The sequence below is a fragment of the Pseudomonas sp. P4_C8 genome (assembly GCF_056401975.1).
Map to the genome: position 1 here is coordinate 1 of NZ_JBFUIH010000043.1, position 17322 is coordinate 17322.

The window sequence follows — 17322 nt, forward strand, 5'->3', positions numbered from 1 at the left end:
AATCCACAATCCACTGTGGGAGCGAGCCTGCTCGCGAAGAGGCCATCACAGACATTGTAGAGATTGCAGGCACAAAAAAGCCCCGCTCTTCTTCCGAAGGCGGGGCTTTTGCGTTGCGCTACGCGATCAGAACAAATCGATCGGCGCCGCTTCATCCGCTGGCAGCGGGCTGCCCGGCGCACTGCCGTTACCCAGTTCATCCGCCGATGGTGGCGTGTCTTCGGCCTTGAACAGTTCGAAGTACGCGCCTGGCGTGCCTGGGCTGGCGGCACGACCACTGACCGGGTCGACCCGCAGGCTCAGGATGCCTTCGGGCTCTGGTTGCGTATGCGGCGGCTTGTCTTTAAGGGCCGCAGCCATGTAGTTCATCCAGATCGGCAGCGCGACGGTACCGCCGAACTCCTTGCGACCCAGGCTTTCCGGCTGGTCGAAACCGGTCCAGACGGTGGTCACATAATCGGCGTTATAGCCGGAGAACCACGCATCCTTGGATTCGTTGGTCGTACCGGTCTTGCCCGCGATGTCGCTACGTCCCAGAGCCAGAGCGCGACGGCCGGTGCCGAGCTTGATCACATCCTCCAGCATGCTGTTGAGGATGTAGGTCGTGCGGCCATCGATGATGCGCTCGGCAACGGCTGGCGTTGGCGGTGCAATACCCGGCGCGGCGGGTGCCTCGGCCGGGGTCGCGTTGACTGTAAATGACTGTGCGGCCGGCACAGCAATGCCGCTGGTCGCTACGTCGCCCTGAGGAACGCTCGGCGGGTTGGCGACGAACAGCGTGTCGCCGTTACGGCTTTCGATCTTGTCGATGATGTACGGGGTGATCTTGTAGCCGCCGTTGGCGAAGGCGCTCCAGCCGGTGGCAATTTCCATCGGTGTCAGGGTCGCGGTGCCCAGCGCCAGCGACAGGTTGGGCGGCAGGTCCTGCTTGTTGAAGCCGAAGCGGGTGATGTAGTCGATGGTCTTGCCGACGCCCATCGCTTGCAGCAAGCGGATCGACACCAGGTTACGCGACTTGTACAACGCCTCACGCAGACGAATCGGGCCGAGGAAGGTGTTGGTGTCGTTCTTCGGACGCCAGACCTTGTCCAGGTATTCGTCGACAAACACGATCGGCGCGTCGTTCACCAGGCTGGAGGCGGTGTAGCCGCTATCCAGTGCGGCGCTGTAGACGAACGGCTTGAAGCTCGAGCCTGGCTGGCGCTTGGCCTGCATGGCGCGGTTGTAGTTGCTCTGTTCGAAGGCGAAACCGCCGACCAGCGCACGAATGGCGCCGTTCTGCGGATCCAGTGAAACCAGTGCGCCTTGTGCCTGCGGGATTTGGCTGAATTTCAGCGAGTTGTCTGGCTGACGCTGCACGCGAATCAAGTCACCGACCTGAGCCACATCCGACGGCTGCTTCGGATTGGGCCCCATGCTGTTGGTGTTCAGGAACGGCCGTGCCCACTTCATGCTGTCCCAGCTGACGTGTCCTTCACCGGTGCGGGTCATCACTTGCAGGCCGTTTTTGTCGACCTGAGTGACAATGGCGGGTTCAAGGCCGTTGATGGTGCGTTGCTTGGTCAGCTCGGTTGCCCAGGCCTCACGGGTCTTGCCCGGCAGGCGCGACTCGGGGCCGCGATAGCCATGGCGCTGGTCATACGTGATCAAACCATCGTGAACTGCGGTGTTGGCCATTTCCTGCAGATTGCTCGGCACGGTCGTGGTTACGCGAAAACCTTCGGTGTAGGCGTCGCTGCCGTAGCGGCCGACCATTTCAGCCCGGGCCATTTCGGCGATGTACGGTGCATTCACTTCCGGTGTCGGTACGTGATAGCTGGCGTTCAGCGGTTCGTTGATCGCCGTGGTGTAGTCGGCTTCGGTGATTTTTCCCAGCTTGTACATGCGCCCCAGAATCCAGTCGCGGCGCTCTTTGCTGCGGGCCGGGTTGGCCAGCGGATTGAAGCGCGAAGGGGCTTTGGGCAAGCCGGCGATCATCGCCATCTGGGCGAGGCTGACATCACGAATCGATTTGCCGTAATAGACCTGCGCTGCCGCCTCGATACCGTAGGCGCGGTTGCCCAGGTAGATCTTGTTGACGTACAGCTCAAGGATCTCGTCCTTGGTCAGCTGCCGTTCGATCTGCAAGGCCAGGAGGATTTCGGTGGTTTTGCGCGAGAAGCTGCGTTCGCTGGTCAGGAAGAAGTTCTTCGCCACCTGCATGGTGATGGTGCTGCCACCGGACTGAATGTGTCCGCTTTTGACCAATTGGGTGGCGGCACGCATCAGGCTGCTGGGATCGACGCCATAGTGGTTGGCGAAATTGTCGTCTTCAGCACTTAGTAACGCATTAATGAAATTGGGGGGAATGTCGGCGAAACGGATCGGAGTACGGCGCATTTCGCCAAACTCTGCGATCAACTTGTCATCGCTGCTGTAGACCCGCAAAGGAATCTGCAACTGGATGCTTCTCAGCGCCTCCACGGAGGGTAATCCGGGACTAAGGTAGAGAAAGGCGCCGCTCAGACCAAGGAGCAGTCCACAGAAAACGGCGACGATGGACCAACCGAAAAATTTCAGCAGACGAATCAAGGCTTTTGGACATCCAGGGCAAAGAATGAATGAGGCATCAGGGTTCAGATAAACAGGGAACGGCCCGCGCTTGAAGTAAAAACCGGAAAAAAACGCTGGGCATTATAAGCATTTTTCCGCAGGGAACGTCATGGGCGCTTCTGTCAAGACGAAGTGAATGAACGCAATGGATATTACAGAGTCCGTAAGACACGGAAAGTCATAGGGAATTGGTAGTGCTAGGACTCTTCAATAAAAAAGCCAACATGCTGTTGGGGATCGACATCAGCTCGACGTCGGTAAAGCTTCTGGAACTGAGCCGCCAGGGCGGCCGCTATCGGGTCGAGGCATACGCTGTAGAGCCGTTGCCCGCTAATGCCGTGGTCGAAAAAAACATCGCCGAACTCGAAGGTGTCGGGCATGCGCTCGCTCGTGTGCTGCTCAAGGCCAGAACCAGCCTCAAGAACGTGGCGGTGGCAGTGGCCGGCTCGGCGGTGATCACCAAGACCATCGAGATGGACGGCGGTCTTTCCGACGACGAGTTGGAAAACCAGCTAAAGATCGAGGCCGATCAGTACATCCCCTATCCGTTGGATGAAGTCGCCATCGACTTCGAAGTCCAGGGCGTGTCCGCGCGTAACCCCGAGCGGGTGACGGTACTGCTGGCCGCCTGTCGGAAGGAAAACGTCGAGGTCCGTGAAGCGGCCTTGGGGCTGGCCGGCCTGACCGCGCGTGTGGTTGATGTCGAGGCCTATGCACTGGAACGTTCTTTCGGGTTGCTATCAACACAGCTGAACGCCTCTCAGGAGAGGCTGACGGTCGCGGTGGTGGATATCGGCGCGACCATGACCACCCTCAGCGTGCTGCACAACGGGAAGATCATCTATACCCGCGAACAATTGTTCGGTGGTCGGCAACTGACCGAGGACATTCAGCGCCGTTATGGCCTGACGGTCGAACAGGCGAGGTTGGCGAAGAAGCAGGGCGGTTTGCCGGATGACTACGTCAGCGAAGTCTTGCAACCGTTTTGCGAGGCGCTGGTGCAACAGGTTTCACGCTCGTTGCAGTTCTTCTTTGCCTCTGGCCAGTACAACAAGGTCGATCACATTCTGTTGGCCGGTGGCACAGCGTCGGTGTCGGGGCTTGATCGATTGATCGAGCAGCACTTGGGCACGCCGACTCAGGTGGCTAACCCGTTCTCCAACATGGCCTTGAGCAGCAAGGTCAACGCCGATGCGCTGGCCAGTGATGCGCCGGCTCTGATGATTGCGTGCGGGCTCGCTCTCAGGAGTTTCGACTGATGGCGCGGATCAATCTTTTACCCTGGCGCGAGGAGCGGCGAGAAGAACGCCGCAAGCGTTTTCTGGTGACGTTGGTCGGCGTGCTGCTGTGCTCCGTGGGGGCGGTGCTGGTTGCGGACCAACTCATTAGCGGTGCCGTTGATCGGCAGGTTGCCCGTAACGATTACATCGCTAGACAGATTGCAGTGGTCGACGAGCGGATAGCACAGATCAGTGATCTGAAAGCCCGTCGCCAGCAGTTGGTCGAACGCATGCGCATTATTCAGGACCTGCAAGGCAACCGGCCGATCAGTGGCCGGATCTTCGATCAATTGGCGCGCGCGTTGCCGGATGGTGTGTATTTCACCGAAGTGAAAATGGTCGGCAAAACCCTGTCCATCACTGGCGCTGCGGAGTCCAACAATCGTGTGTCGGATTTGATGCGCAATCTGGATGCGTCCGACTGGTTCGATGCCCCGAGTCTTACAGAGGTCAAAGCGACGACCGCCGGTCAGCTGGATCAGGCCAATGTTTTTCAACTGACCGTTCGTCTGACGCAGCCCGCTGCCGTGGGGGACGATCAATGAGCCCGTCCCGATGGTTAGAAGGGCTGCGCAATGTCGATATCAACGATCTGGACACCAGCAACATGGGTTCCTGGCCGCCGGCGATCAAGGCGATTGCAGGTGTTCTGCTGATGGTGCTGGTGTTGGCGCTCGGGTACGCCTTTCACCTCGGTGACCTGGAAGACCAGCTCCATCTCAAGCGCGAGGAAGAGTCGACTCTCAAGGAGCAGTTCGCGACCAAAGCCCGCATGGCGGCGAATCTGGAGCTGTACACCCGGCAAATGAAGGAAATGGAGGTCTCCTTTGGCGTGCTGCTACGGCAGTTGCCCAGCGACACCGAGGTCCCCGGTCTGCTGGAGGACATTACCCGCACGGGCCTTGGCAGCGGGCTGGAGTTCGAAGAGATCAAACTGCTGCCGGAAGTCGCCCAGCCGTTCTACATCGAACTGCCGATCCAGATCACGGTAACCGGCGCCTATCACGACCTGGCGACCTTCGTCAGCGGCGTGGCCGGGCTGCCCCGGATCGTGACGCTGCATGATTTCAAGCTTGCGCCGGCCAATCCTGAAGGAGGTCCGAAGTTGCGCATGAGCATCCTCGCCAAGACCTACCGCTACAACGACACCGGGGTGCAGTAATGAGCCCGGTCCGTTATTTATCGATGGTGTTGTTGTTCGCCAGTCTGACCGCGTGTGGCAGTGGCAACGATGTCGGCGACCTGGATGCCTATATGAACGAAATGCGTCTGCGGGCCCCGGGCAAAATTGAACCAACGCCGACGTTTCGGTCTTACCCAACGTTCACCTACAGCGCCGCCAACCTGCGAAGCCCGTTTTCCCGACAGGTCAGAGTGGACCTGGCCGGCCAGAAGCGCGGTTCACACAACGTCAACCCTGACCACAATCGGATCAAGCAATACCTCGAAGGATTCAACATCGAGCAGTTTGAAATGGTCGGCACGATCTCCAATGCCACCGGCTCCTTTGCGCTGTTACGCGGAGCGGGCGGGGTGCATCGGCTGAAAGTCGGCGATTACCTGGGGCGTAACGATGGACGGATCGTCGCCATCAGCGGTTCACAAGTCGATGTAGTCGAAATCGTTCCCGATGGCGAGGGTGCCTGGCTGGAGCGACCACGGACCCTTCCTTTGAAAGAGCACTCATAGTGGAACTCGAATAATGAACAGGACTTTCTCAACCCTCGGTATTTCGCTATGGATAGCGTTGATGTCTCCGATGGTGCTGGCGACCAACCTCAAAGCGCTGGATGTTGCCGCGCTGCCGGGTGATCGCATCGAGTTGAAGTTGTCTTTCGATGGGCCGTCCCCTGCGCCCCACGGTTACACGACCGAACAGCCGGCGCGGATTGCGCTGGACCTGCCCGGCGTGGTCAGTCAGTTGGCGAGTAAAAATCGCGACCTGGGCGGCGGCAATGCCCGCAGCGCAACGGTGGTGGAAGCCAAGGACCGCACGCGGCTCATTATTAACCTGACGCAGTTGACTCCGTATAGCGCGAAAGTCGAAGGCAACAATTTGTTGGTGGTGATCGGGCAGGGGGCCAATGGCAAGGCATTGAAACCGGCGGCGAGCGAGCCTCGTGCCAAGCTGACAACCCCGGCGCCGGCAAAAACCTACCCTGTTGTGAGCAAGGCCATTCGCGGCGTCGACTTCCAGCGCGGCACCCAGGGTGAAGGTAATGTGGTCATTGATTTATCGGATCCGTCCATTGCCCCGGACATCCAGGAACACGAAGGCAAGATCATTCTCGGATTTGCCAGGACCCAATTGCCCGAAAAGTTGCGCGTGCGACTGGACGTCAAGGATTTCGCCACTCCGGTGCAATTCGTCAACGCCAGCGCCACGGGCGACCGGGCCACGATCAGTATCGAGCCCGGCGGTACTTTCGACTATTCGACTTACCAGACCGACAACAAGCTGACCGTCAGCATCCGGCCGGTGACCCCTGACGATCTGCAAAAGCGTAATACAGAGCGCTTCGCCTACACCGGCGAAAAACTCTCACTGAACTTTCAAGACATCGATGTACGTTCGGTGCTGCAACTGATCGCCGATTTCACCAACCTTAATCTGGTGGCCAGCGACACGGTGCAGGGTGGCATCACCTTGCGGCTGCAAAACGTGCCGTGGGATCAGGCGCTCGATCTGGTGCTGAAAACCAAAGGGCTGGACAAGCGCAAGATCGGCAACGTTCTGTTGGTGGCGCCGGCCGATGAAATCGCTGCCCGGGAACGTCAGGAACTGGAATCGCAGAAGCAGATCGCCGAACTCGCGCCGTTGCGACGAGAGCTATTGCAGGTCAACTACGCCAAGGCTGCCGACATCGCCAAGCTGTTTCAGTCGGTGACCAGCGCCGAGGCTAAAGCCGACGAGCGTGGGTCGATCACGGTGGATGAACGGACCAACAACATCATTGCCTACCAGACCCAGGACAACCTCGATGAGCTTCGCCGCATTGTCACGCAACTGGACATTCCGGTGCGTCAGGTGATGATCGAAGCGCGAATCGTCGAAGCCAACGTCGACTACGACAAAAGCCTCGGCGTGCGCTGGGGTGGTTCAGTGCAGAACAAGGGCAACTGGAATACGTCCGGGGTCAGCAATGGTTCGACGACCATTGGTACACCGGGCAGTGGCGACACCAACTCGCCGTTTGTCGACCTGGGGGCGGCGGGCAGTACGTCGGGAATCGGCATTGCCTATATCACCGACAACGTGTTGCTGGACCTTGAGCTGACGGCGATGGAGAAAACCGGCAACGGTGAAATTGTCTCGCAGCCCAAGGTGGTCACGTCCGACAAGGAAACCGCCAAGATCCTCAAGGGCACGGAGATCCCCTACCAGGAAGCCAGCTCCAGTGGCGCGACCTCGGTGTCATTCAAAGAGGCCGCGCTGTCGCTGGAAGTCACGCCGCAGATCACGCCGGATAACCGGATCATCATGGAGGTCAAGGTCACCAAGGACGAGCCGGACTTTCTGAACAAGGTGCAGGATGTGCCGCCGATCAAGAAAAACGAGGTCAATGCCAAAGTCCTGGTCAATGACGGCGAGACCATCGTCATTGGCGGAGTTTTCTCAAATACTCAGAGCAAGGTTGTAGATAAGGTGCCATTTCTCGGCGATGTGCCGTATCTTGGCCGCCTTTTCCGGCGTGACGTGGTTTCGGAGAAAAAATCCGAGCTGCTGGTGTTTCTCACTCCGCGTATCATGAACAATCAGGCGATTGCTGTGAGTCATTGATTCTGTGCGAAATTTGATTCTTGTTGGACCGATGGGCGCTGGTAAAAGCACCATCGGCCGGTTGCTGGCCAAAGAGCTGCGCCTGCCGTTCAAAGATTCCGATAAGGAAATTGAATTGCGCACGGGCGCCAATATCCCGTGGATTTTCGATAAAGAAGGCGAACCGGGCTTTCGTGACCGCGAGGAGGCGATGATTGCCGAGCTGTGCGGCTGCGATGGCGTGGTGCTGGCGACTGGTGGTGGCGCGGTGATGCGCGAAGCCAATCGTCGGGCGTTGCATGCCGGTGGTCGGGTGGTCTACTTGCATGCTTCTGTCGAGCAGCAAGTGGGTCGTACTGCCCGTGACCGCAATCGACCCCTGTTGCGTACCGCCGATCCGGCCAAGACCCTTCGGGATCTGCTGGCGATCCGCGATCCGCTTTATCGGGAAATCGCCGACCTGGTGGTTGAAACCGATGAGCGGCCGCCGCGAATGGTAGTGCTCGACATTCTCGAACGCTTGCAACAGCTACCGCCCCGTTAATGCGCAGCGCGAAATGCGCTATCCTCGGCATCCTGTCATGACCGCTCGGTTGTAGCGGATGGCTACCGAACAGCATTACACCAGCAGGCACCGTGGACATTCGATAACTCAAGGCAGGACGCCTGATTTCATCTTCATTGCGGGGACACATGCAGACACTCAAGGTCGATCTAGGCGAGCGCAGCTACCCGATTCACATTGGCAAAGGTTTGTTGGATCAGCCTGAGCTGCTGGCCCCGCATATTCGCGGACGGCAAGTAGCGATCATCTCCAACGAGACCGTTGCACCGCTCTACCTCGAGCGTCTGACCCGCAGCCTGGCGCAGTTCTCGGTGATTTCCGTGGTGCTGCCCGATGGCGAAGCCTTCAAGACCTGGGAAACCCTGCAACTGATTTTCGACGGCCTGCTGACCGCACGGCACGACCGCCGTACCACCGTGATCGCCCTTGGTGGCGGTGTGATTGGTGACATGGCCGGGTTTGCTGCCGCCTGCTACCAGCGCGGCGTTGATTTCATTCAAGTGCCGACCACGTTGCTGTCGCAAGTCGACTCTTCGGTGGGCGGCAAGACCGGTATCAACCATCCGCTGGGCAAGAACATGGTCGGCGCGTTCTATCAGCCGAACGTAGTGCTCATCGATACCGCGACCCTCAATACACTGCCGGCCCGCGAACTGTCCGCCGGGCTTGCCGAAGTCATCAAGTACGGGCTGATCTGCGACGAGCCGTTTCTGACCTGGCTCGAAGAAAACGTCGATCGCCTGCGCGCCCTGGACCAGGTCGCCCTGACCTACGCCATTGAGCGTTCTTGCGCCGCCAAGGCTGCGGTAGTCGGTGCCGACGAAAAAGAGACCGGCGTTCGTGCCACATTGAACCTCGGTCATACGTTCGGCCACGCCATTGAAACCCACATGGGCTATGGTGTCTGGCTTCATGGTGAGGCCGTCGCTGCTGGCACCGTGATGGCTTTGGAAATGTCGGCCCGACTGGGCTGGATCAGTGAACAAGAGCGTGATCGCGGTATTCGCCTGTTCCAGCGTGCCGGACTGCCGGTCATCCCGCCTGAAGAGATGACCGAAGCCGATTTCCTTGAACACATGGCAATTGACAAGAAAGTGATCGACGGTCGTTTGCGCCTGGTGCTGCTGCGCCACATGGGCGAAGCGGTGGTGACCGACGATTATCCGAAAGAGGTTTTACAGGCCACGCTGGGAGCGGATTACCGCGCCCTGGCTCAGCTTAAAGGTTAATAAGATCCCGATGACTAGTTTGCATGCCGACGAGGCTTTCCTCGGCCATTACCAGTTAAGTCATGACCCTTTTGCTCCACGGGTGCCTGGCTTCAAATTTTTCCCGGCCCAGCGCAAACCGGTGCTGGGGCAACTGCATCACCTGGCGCGCTATAGCCAGTTGCTGCTGGTGGTCACAGGCCCGCAGGGCAGTGGCAAGACCCTGTTGCGTCAGGCTCTGGTGGCCAGCACCAACAAGCAGTCGGTGCAAAGCGTGGTGGTGTCCGCTCGCGGCGCTGGCGATTCGGCTGGCATCTTGCGCCAGGTGGCTCAAGCGCTGAACGTCGAACAGGCCGAAATCGGCGCCATCCTGGCGCAAGTGGTGCAACTGGCGTTGACCGGCCAGGAAGTCTATTTGCTGGTGGATGACGCCGAGCAGCTCGACGAATCCGCGCTCGAAGCCCTGATGGCCCTGGCCGCCGGCGCACCGGAAGGTCGCCCACATGTGTTCCTGTTTGGCGAGTCGTCGCTGATCGCTCAGCTTGAGGCGCTAAGCCTTGAGGAAGAGCGTTTCCACGTGATCGAACTGCAGCCTTACACCGAAGAAGAAACCCGCGAATATCTGGACCAGCGGCTCGAAGGCGCTGGTCGGGGTATCGAACTTTTCACCGCAGATCAGATCTCTGATATTCACGAAAGCTCCGACGGTTGGCCTGGCAACATCAACCAGGTTGCCCGCGATGCAATGATCGAAGCCATGATTGCCAGCCGCTCAGCGGTGAAGCGTCCAAAAATGGGGTTCAACATGCCGAAGAAACACGTATTGGCGATTTCCGCCGTTGTCGTGGTCGCGGTAGCCGCCGCCTGGTTGATTCCGGGTCGCAGCAAAGCACCGACCACCGGCGCACCTGCCAACGAACAGGCACAGCTGCCGCTCGGTCAAGGTTCGCCACAGCCTAACGGCGGTGCACCTTCCGTCGAATTCGCCGGTAACTCGCAGCCGATGCCATTGCCGCTGGTCGGCAACTCGCAACCGGTCATGCGCGGTCCGTTGGCTGAAGCCGCCGGTGGCATCACCGAAGGCGACGATGGCGTGCCGATCGAGGGTTCCAGCGCTACACCGCCTACTGTGACCACCGTCGCGCCGCCAGCGGGCGTTCAGCCGGGTCCAGCGCCGACACCGGCCACCAAACCTGTTCCCGCGCCGACGCAGGTCGCAACCGCCAAGCCAGCTCCGACTGCACCTGCCGCGAAGCCGGTTCCAGCGCCAGCCAAGGTTGCCGCCGTGGCTGCCGCCAAGCCTGCCGAGAAGCCAGCCCCCGCAGCCAAGGCCGCTGGCGGCACCTGGTACGCCGGACAACCTACGAGCAATTACGTGGTGCAGATTCTCGGCACCAGCTCCGAAGCGTCTGCGCAAAACTTCGTGAAAGAGCAGGGCGGCGAGTACCGTTATTTCAAGAAAGTCCTCAACGGCAAGCCGTTGTATGTCATCACCTATGGCAACTTCGCCAATCGTGATGCAGCCGTTTCTGCCATCAAGGCCTTGCCAGCGAAGGTTCAGGCTGGTAAACCTTGGCCTCGCACTGTCGCCAGCGTCCAACAGGAACTGGCAACAACTCGCTGAAGATTCGGCGGCCTTACCCAGGCCGCCTCTCCAAGCACCTCAAAATTTCTGCAAGTGCGCGCCGTCTCTACAGACCGCGTGCCTTGTGGTGTCTGCGTTACAGTAGTCTTTGAGTCGTTGCGGTCAAAATTAAAAAAAGTTTTGACTAGCACAGCAGATCGCTTTAAACCTTTCACAAATGCGACATGAATTTGCGACATTTCGTCGTCAAATTTGTGAGCCTCTGTGTCGCTGTGTACAATGACCACCCTTTTGCCCCCGCTAAGCCGGCGTACGTTCGGCGTGGAATGCAAGTGGTTGAATTGAAAAGAAATTTGCCTCGGTAAGAGGCAGCCTGGTGAGAAAGTGTCTATGAAAGCAGGTCTGTACCAACCAGATGAATTCAAGGATAACTGCGGTTTCGGCCTGATAGCCCATATGCAGGGCGAGCCCAGTCATACCCTTTTGCAAACGGCCATTGAGGCCCTGACCTGCATGACCCACCGCGGTGGGATCAACGCCGACGGCAAGACCGGTGACGGTTGTGGCTTGCTGATTCAAAAGCCGGATGTGTTCCTGCGAGCCATCGCCCAGGAAACCTTCGGCGTCGCACTGCCCAAGCAATACGCAGTGGGCATGGTCTTCTTCAACCAGGACCCGGTGAAAGCCGAAGCCGCTCGCGAGAACATGAACCGCGAGATTCTGGCGGCCGGCCTGACCCTCGTCGGCTGGCGCAAAGTGCCGATCGACACCAGCGTCCTCGGCCGTCTGGCCCTCGAGCGCCTGCCGCAGATCGAACAAGTGTTCATCGGCGGTGAAGGCCTGAGCGATCAGGACATGGCCGTCAAGCTGTTCACATCCCGTCGTCGCTCGTCCGTGGCCAACGCCGCCGATGTCGACCACTACGTCTGCAGCTTTTCGCACAAGACCATCATTTATAAAGGCCTGATGATGCCGGCGGACTTGACCGCCTTCTATCCAGACCTGAGCGATGAGCGCCTGCAAACCTCGATTTGCGTGTTCCACCAGCGCTTCTCCACCAACACCCTGCCGAAATGGCCGCTGGCTCAACCGTTCCGCTTCCTGGCGCACAACGGCGAGATCAACACCATCACCGGTAACCGCAACTGGGCCGTGGCCCGTCGCACCAAGTTCACCAATGATTTGATGGACCTGGAAGAGCTCGGCCCGCTGGTCAACCGCGTCGGTTCCGACTCCTCCAGCATGGACAACATGCTTGAACTGATGGTCACCGGTGGCATCGACCTGTTCCGTGGCGTGCGGATGATCATTCCGCCTGCGTGGCAGAACGTCGAAACCATGGACCCGGATCTGCGTGCGTTCTACGAGTACAACTCGATGCACATGGAACCGTGGGACGGCCCGGCTGGCGTGGTTATGACCGACGGTCGCTACGCCGTGTGCCTGCTCGACCGTAACGGTCTGCGTCCGGCGCGTTGGGTCACCACCAAAAACGGTTTTATCACCCTGGCCTCGGAAATCGGTGTCTGGAACTACCAGCCTGAAGACGTGATCGCCAAGGGGCGCGTTGGCCCGGGCCAGATCTTTGCCGTGGACACCGAAACCGGTCAGATTCTCGACACCGATGCGATCGACAACCGCCTGAAGTCTCGTCATCCGTACAAGCAATGGCTGCGCAAGAATGCCCTGCGCATTCAGGCGACCATGGAAGACAACGACCACGGTTCGGCGTTTTACGACGTCGATCAGCTCAAGCAATACATGAAGATGTACCAGGTCACGTTCGAAGAGCGTGATCAGGTGCTGCGTCCGCTCGGCGAGCAGGGCTACGAAGCCGTGGGCTCGATGGGCGACGATACGCCGATGGCCGTGCTGTCCCAGCGCGTGCGTACGCCGTACGACTATTTCCGTCAGCAGTTCGCGCAGGTCACCAACCCGCCGATCGACCCGCTGCGTGAAGCCATCGTCATGTCGCTGGAGATCTGCCTCGGTGCCGAGCGCAACATCTTCCAGGAATCGCCAGAACACGCCTCGCGCGTGATCCTCAGCTCGCCGGTCATCTCCCCGGCCAAGTGGCGTTCGCTGATGAACCTCGATCGTCCGGGCTTCGAGCGCGCGATCATTGATCTGAACTACGACGAAAGCATCGGCCTCGAAGCGGCGATCTGCAACGTTGCCGATCAGGCTGAAGAAGCCGTGCGCGCCGGTCGTACCCAGGTTGTGCTGAGTGACCGTCACATTGCCCCGGGCAAGTTGCCGATCCACGCTTCGCTCGCCACCGGCGCGGTGCACCACCGCCTGACCGAAAAAGGCCTGCGTTGCGACTCCAACATCCTCGTGGAAACCGCGACTGCGCGTGACCCGCATCACTTCGCCGTGTTGATCGGTTTCGGCGCCTCGGCGGTGTATCCGTTCCTGGCCTACGAAGTGTTGGGTGACCTGATCCGTACAGGTGAAGTGCTGGGCGACCTCTATGAGGTGTTTAAGAACTACCGTAAAGGCATCACCAAAGGCCTGCTGAAGATCCTGTCGAAGATGGGTATCTCGACCATCACGTCGTATCGTGGCGCGCAGTTGTTCGAAGCCATCGGCCTGTCCGAAGAAGTCTGCGAGCTGAGCTTCCGTGGTGTGCCAAGCCGCATCAAGGGCGCGCGTTTCGTCGACATCGAAGCCGAGCAAAAAGCGCTGGCTGCCGAAGCCTGGAGTCCGCGCAAGCCGATCCAGCAAGGCGGCCTGCTGAAGTTCGTCCACGGTGGCGAATATCATGCGTACAACCCGGACGTGGTCAGCACTCTGCAAGCCGCTGTGCAGCAGGGCGACTACAGCAAGTTCAAGGAATACACGTCGCTGGTGGACAACCGTCCGGTGTCGATGATCCGCGACATGTTCAACGTCAAAACCCTCGACACGCCGCTGGACATGAGCGAGATCGAACCGCTGGAATCGGTGCTCAAGCGCTTCGACTCCGCGGGTATCTCGCTGGGCGCCCTGTCACCGGAAGCTCACGAGGCCCTGGCCGAAGCCATGAACCGCCTCGGCGCGCGTTCCAACTCCGGCGAAGGCGGCGAAGACCCGGCGCGTTATGGCACCATCAAGAGCTCGAAAATCAAGCAGGTTGCTACTGGCCGCTTCGGTGTGACCCCGGAATACCTGGTCAACGCTGAAGTGCTGCAGATCAAAGTCGCTCAGGGCGCCAAGCCCGGCGAAGGTGGTCAACTGCCAGGTGGCAAGGTCAACGGTCTGATCGCCAAGCTGCGTTACGCAGTGCCGGGCGTGACCCTGATTTCGCCGCCACCGCACCACGACATCTATTCGATCGAAGACTTGTCGCAGCTGATTTTCGACCTGAAACAAGTCAACCCGAAGGCTCTGGTCTCGGTGAAGCTGGTAGCAGAAGCGGGCGTCGGCACCATCGCGGCCGGTGTGGCCAAGGCCTACGCGGACTTGATCACCATCTCCGGCTACGACGGCGGCACCGGCGCATCGCCGCTGACCTCGATCAAATACGCCGGCGCTCCCTGGGAGCTCGGCCTGGCCGAAACCCACCAGACTCTGCGCGGCAACGACCTGCGCGGCAAAGTGCGGGTACAAACCGACGGCGGCCTGAAAACCGGCCTCGACGTGATCAAGGCTGCAATCCTCGGCGCTGAAAGCTTCGGCTTCGGCACCGCGCCAATGATCGCGCTGGGCTGCAAATACCTGCGTATCTGCCACCTGAACAACTGCGCCACCGGCGTCGCGACTCAGAACGAGAAGCTGCGCAAGGATCACTACATCGGCACCGTCGACATGGTGGTGAATTTCTTCACCTACGTCGCTGAAGAAACCCGTGAGTGGCTGGCCAAGCTGGGCGTGCGCTCCCTCGAAGAGCTGATCGGTCGTACCGATCTGCTGGAAGTCCTCGAAGGCCAGACCGCCAAGCAGCAACACCTGGACCTGACCCCGTTGCTCGGCAGCGATCACATCCCGGCAGACAAGCCTCAGTTCTGCCAGGTGGACCGCAACCCGCCGTTCGACAAAGGCCTGCTGGCCGAGAAAATGGTCGACTTGGCCACTTCGGCCATCAACGACATGAGCGGCGCTGACTTCGCCCTGGACATCTGCAACTGCGACCGTTCCATTGGCGCACGGATCTCCGGTGAAATCGCTCGCAAGCACGGCAACCAAGGCATGGCGAACGCACCGATCACCTTCCGCTTCAAAGGGACGGCCGGTCAGAGCTTCGGTGTGTGGAACGCCGGCGGCCTGAACATGTACCTGGAAGGCGACGCCAACGACTACGTTGGCAAAGGCATGACCGGCGGCAAGCTGGTCATCGTTCCGCCGAAGGGCAGTGTCTACAAGACTCAGGACAGTGCCATCATCGGCAACACCTGCCTGTACGGCGCCACGGGCGGCAAGCTGTTCGCCGCCGGTACCGCGGGCGAGCGTTTTGCCGTGCGTAACTCCGGTGCTCACACGGTTGTGGAAGGCACTGGCGATCACTGCTGCGAGTACATGACCGGTGGTTTCGTCTGCGTCCTGGGCAAGACCGGTTACAACTTCGGCTCAGGCATGACCGGCGGTTTCGCCTACGTGCTCGACCAGGACAACTCCTTCGTTGACCGGGTCAACCACGAACTGGTGGAAATCCAGCGGATCAGCGGTGAAGCGATGGAAGCCTATCGCAGCCACCTGCAACGCGTGCTGAACGAATACGTCGAGGAAACCGACAGCGAATGGGGTCGTAACCTCGCTGAAAACCTCGACGACTACCTGCGTCGTTTCTGGCTGGTCAAGCCCAAGGCTGCCAACCTGAAATCGTTGCTTTCCAGCACCCGTGCCAACCCGCAGTGATATGCGCCTGAAGAGTTTGATGAGGTTTTAACAATGGCTGAACGTCTGAATAACGACTTCCAGTTCATCGATGTCGGGCGCAAAGATCCGAAGAAGAAACTGTTGCGTCAACGCAAGAAAGAGTTCGTCGAAATCTACGAACCCTTCAAACCCCAGCATTCGGCCGATCAGGCCCACCGCTGCCTGGGTTGCGGTAATCCGTATTGCGAATGGAAGTGCCCGGTGCACAACTTCATTCCCAACTGGCTGAAACTGGTGGCCGAGGGCAACATCCTCCAGGCCGCCGAGCTGTCGCACCAGACCAACACCCTGCCGGAAGTCTGCGGCCGGGTGTGCCCGCAGGACCGTCTGTGCGAGGGTGCTTGCACCCTCAACGATGGCTTCGGCGCGGTGACCATCGGTTCGGTCGAGAAGTACATCACCGACACCGCGTTCGCCATGGGCTGGCGCCCGGACATGTCCAAGGTCAAGCCGACCGGCAAACGTGTCGCGATCATCGGCGCCGGCCCGGCCGGTCTGGGCTGTGCCGACGTGCTGGTACGTGGCGGCGTAACCCCGGTGGTGTTCGACAAGAACCCGGAAATCGGTGGTTTGCTGACCTTCGGCATCCCCGAGTTCAAGCTGGAAAAGACTGTGCTGAGCAATCGTCGCGAAGTCTTTACCGGCATGGGCATCGAGTTCCGCCTGAACACCGAAGTGGGCAAGGACGTGACCGTCGAGCAACTGCTCGAAGAATACGATGCCGTGTTCATGGGCATGGGCACCTACACCTACATGAAGGGCGGCTTTGCCGGTGAGGACCTGCCGGGCGTGCATGACGCACTCGACTTCCTGATCGCCAACGTCAACCGCAACCTGGGCTTTGAAAAGTCGCCGGAAGATTTCGTCGACATGAAAGGCAAGAAGGTCGTGGTGCTGGGCGGCGGCGATACGGCGATGGACTGCAACCGCACCTCGATCCGTCAGGGCGCCAAGTCGGTGACCTGTGCGTACCGTCGTGACGAAGCGAACATGCCGGGCTCGCGCAAAGAAGTGAAGAATGCCAAGGAAGAAGGGGTGAAATTCCTCTACAACCGCCAGCCAATCGCTATCGTCGGTGAAGACCGCGTCGAAGGCGTGAAAGTGGTCGAGACCCGTCTCGGCGCACCGGACGCCCGTGGCCGTCGCAGCCCTGAGCCGATCCCGGGCTCCGAAGAGATCATCCCGGCCGACGCCGTGGTTATCGCGTTCGGTTTCCGCCCAAGCCCGGCGCCATGGTTCGAGCAGTTCGACATCCAGACCGACAGCCAGGGCCGCGTCGTGGCCCCGGAGCAAGGTAAATACAAGCACCAGACCAGCAACCCGAAAATCTTCGCCGGTGGCGACATGGTTCGCGGTTCTGACCTGGTGGTGACGGCGATCTTCGAAGGCCGCAATGCGGCTGAAGGGATCCTGGATTACCTGGGCGTCTGATCAGCGCGTGACCCTGTAGGAGCCGACTTGCTGGCGATGAACGA

The 17322-nt window shown here is 59.7% G+C and carries 11 protein-coding genes; 10 read left to right on the top strand and 1 reads right to left on the bottom strand.

Annotated features, from left to right (window positions below):
• Positions 1–126: 126 nt before the first annotated feature.
• Complete coding sequence (locus tag AC1DWM_RS23510; protein ID WP_411741870.1) at positions 127–2568, bottom strand: penicillin-binding protein 1A; 2442 nt, start codon at positions 2566–2568, stop codon at positions 127–129.
• Between the two features lie 218 nt (positions 2569–2786).
• Here AC1DWM_RS23510 and AC1DWM_RS23515 point away from each other — a divergent pair, with 218 nt between their 5' ends.
• The 10 genes from AC1DWM_RS23515 (at position 2787) to AC1DWM_RS23560 (ending at position 17278) form a co-directional block, all read left to right on the top strand.
• Positions 2787–3851: a pilus assembly protein PilM gene (locus tag AC1DWM_RS23515; RefSeq protein WP_223519948.1), complete on the top strand. Its 1065-nt coding sequence runs from the start codon at positions 2787–2789 to the stop codon at positions 3849–3851.
• Positions 3851–4417, top strand: a complete 567-nt coding sequence (locus AC1DWM_RS23520; RefSeq protein WP_477796252.1) for a PilN domain-containing protein — start codon at positions 3851–3853, stop codon at positions 4415–4417. Before AC1DWM_RS23515 ends, AC1DWM_RS23520 begins: the two co-directional genes overlap by 1 nt.
• The gene (pilO, locus tag AC1DWM_RS23525; RefSeq protein WP_477796253.1) at positions 4414–5034 is read left to right on the top strand and encodes a type 4a pilus biogenesis protein PilO; all 621 of its coding nucleotides are present in this window, start codon (positions 4414–4416) and stop codon (positions 5032–5034) included. Before AC1DWM_RS23520 ends, pilO begins: the two co-directional genes overlap by 4 nt.
• Positions 5034–5561 (top strand): pilus assembly protein PilP, encoded by a 528-nt coding sequence (locus AC1DWM_RS23530; protein ID WP_477796254.1) that lies wholly within the window; start codon positions 5034–5036, stop codon positions 5559–5561. The genes pilO and AC1DWM_RS23530 overlap by 1 nt, the downstream gene beginning before the upstream one ends.
• Before the next feature lie 13 nt (positions 5562–5574).
• Positions 5575–7653 carry a type IV pilus secretin PilQ gene (locus AC1DWM_RS23535; RefSeq protein ID WP_477796255.1) on the top strand — a complete coding sequence of 693 codons (2079 nt, stop codon included), beginning with the start codon at positions 5575–5577 and terminating at the stop codon, positions 7651–7653.
• A 4-nt stretch (positions 7654–7657) separates the two neighbouring features.
• Complete coding sequence (gene aroK / locus AC1DWM_RS23540) at positions 7658–8176, top strand: shikimate kinase AroK (protein WP_223519958.1); 519 nt, start codon at positions 7658–7660, stop codon at positions 8174–8176.
• 149 nt (positions 8177–8325) lie between these two features.
• Entirely contained in the window at positions 8326–9426 is a 1101-nt protein-coding gene (aroB, locus tag AC1DWM_RS23545) for a 3-dehydroquinate synthase (RefSeq protein ID WP_223519960.1), read from the top strand.
• Positions 9427–9436: 10 nt separating this feature from the next.
• Positions 9437–11029 carry an AAA family ATPase gene (locus tag AC1DWM_RS23550; RefSeq protein ID WP_477796256.1) on the top strand — a complete coding sequence of 531 codons (1593 nt, stop codon included), beginning with the start codon at positions 9437–9439 and terminating at the stop codon, positions 11027–11029.
• Between the two features lie 351 nt (positions 11030–11380).
• The gene (gene gltB, locus AC1DWM_RS23555; protein WP_477796257.1) at positions 11381–15826 is read left to right on the top strand and encodes a glutamate synthase large subunit; all 4446 of its coding nucleotides are present in this window, start codon (positions 11381–11383) and stop codon (positions 15824–15826) included.
• Between the two features lie 33 nt (positions 15827–15859).
• A complete protein-coding gene (locus tag AC1DWM_RS23560) occupies positions 15860–17278 on the top strand; it encodes an FAD-dependent oxidoreductase (protein WP_223519965.1) in 1419 nt (472 codons plus the stop codon).
• Positions 17279–17322: the final 44 nt, after the last annotated feature.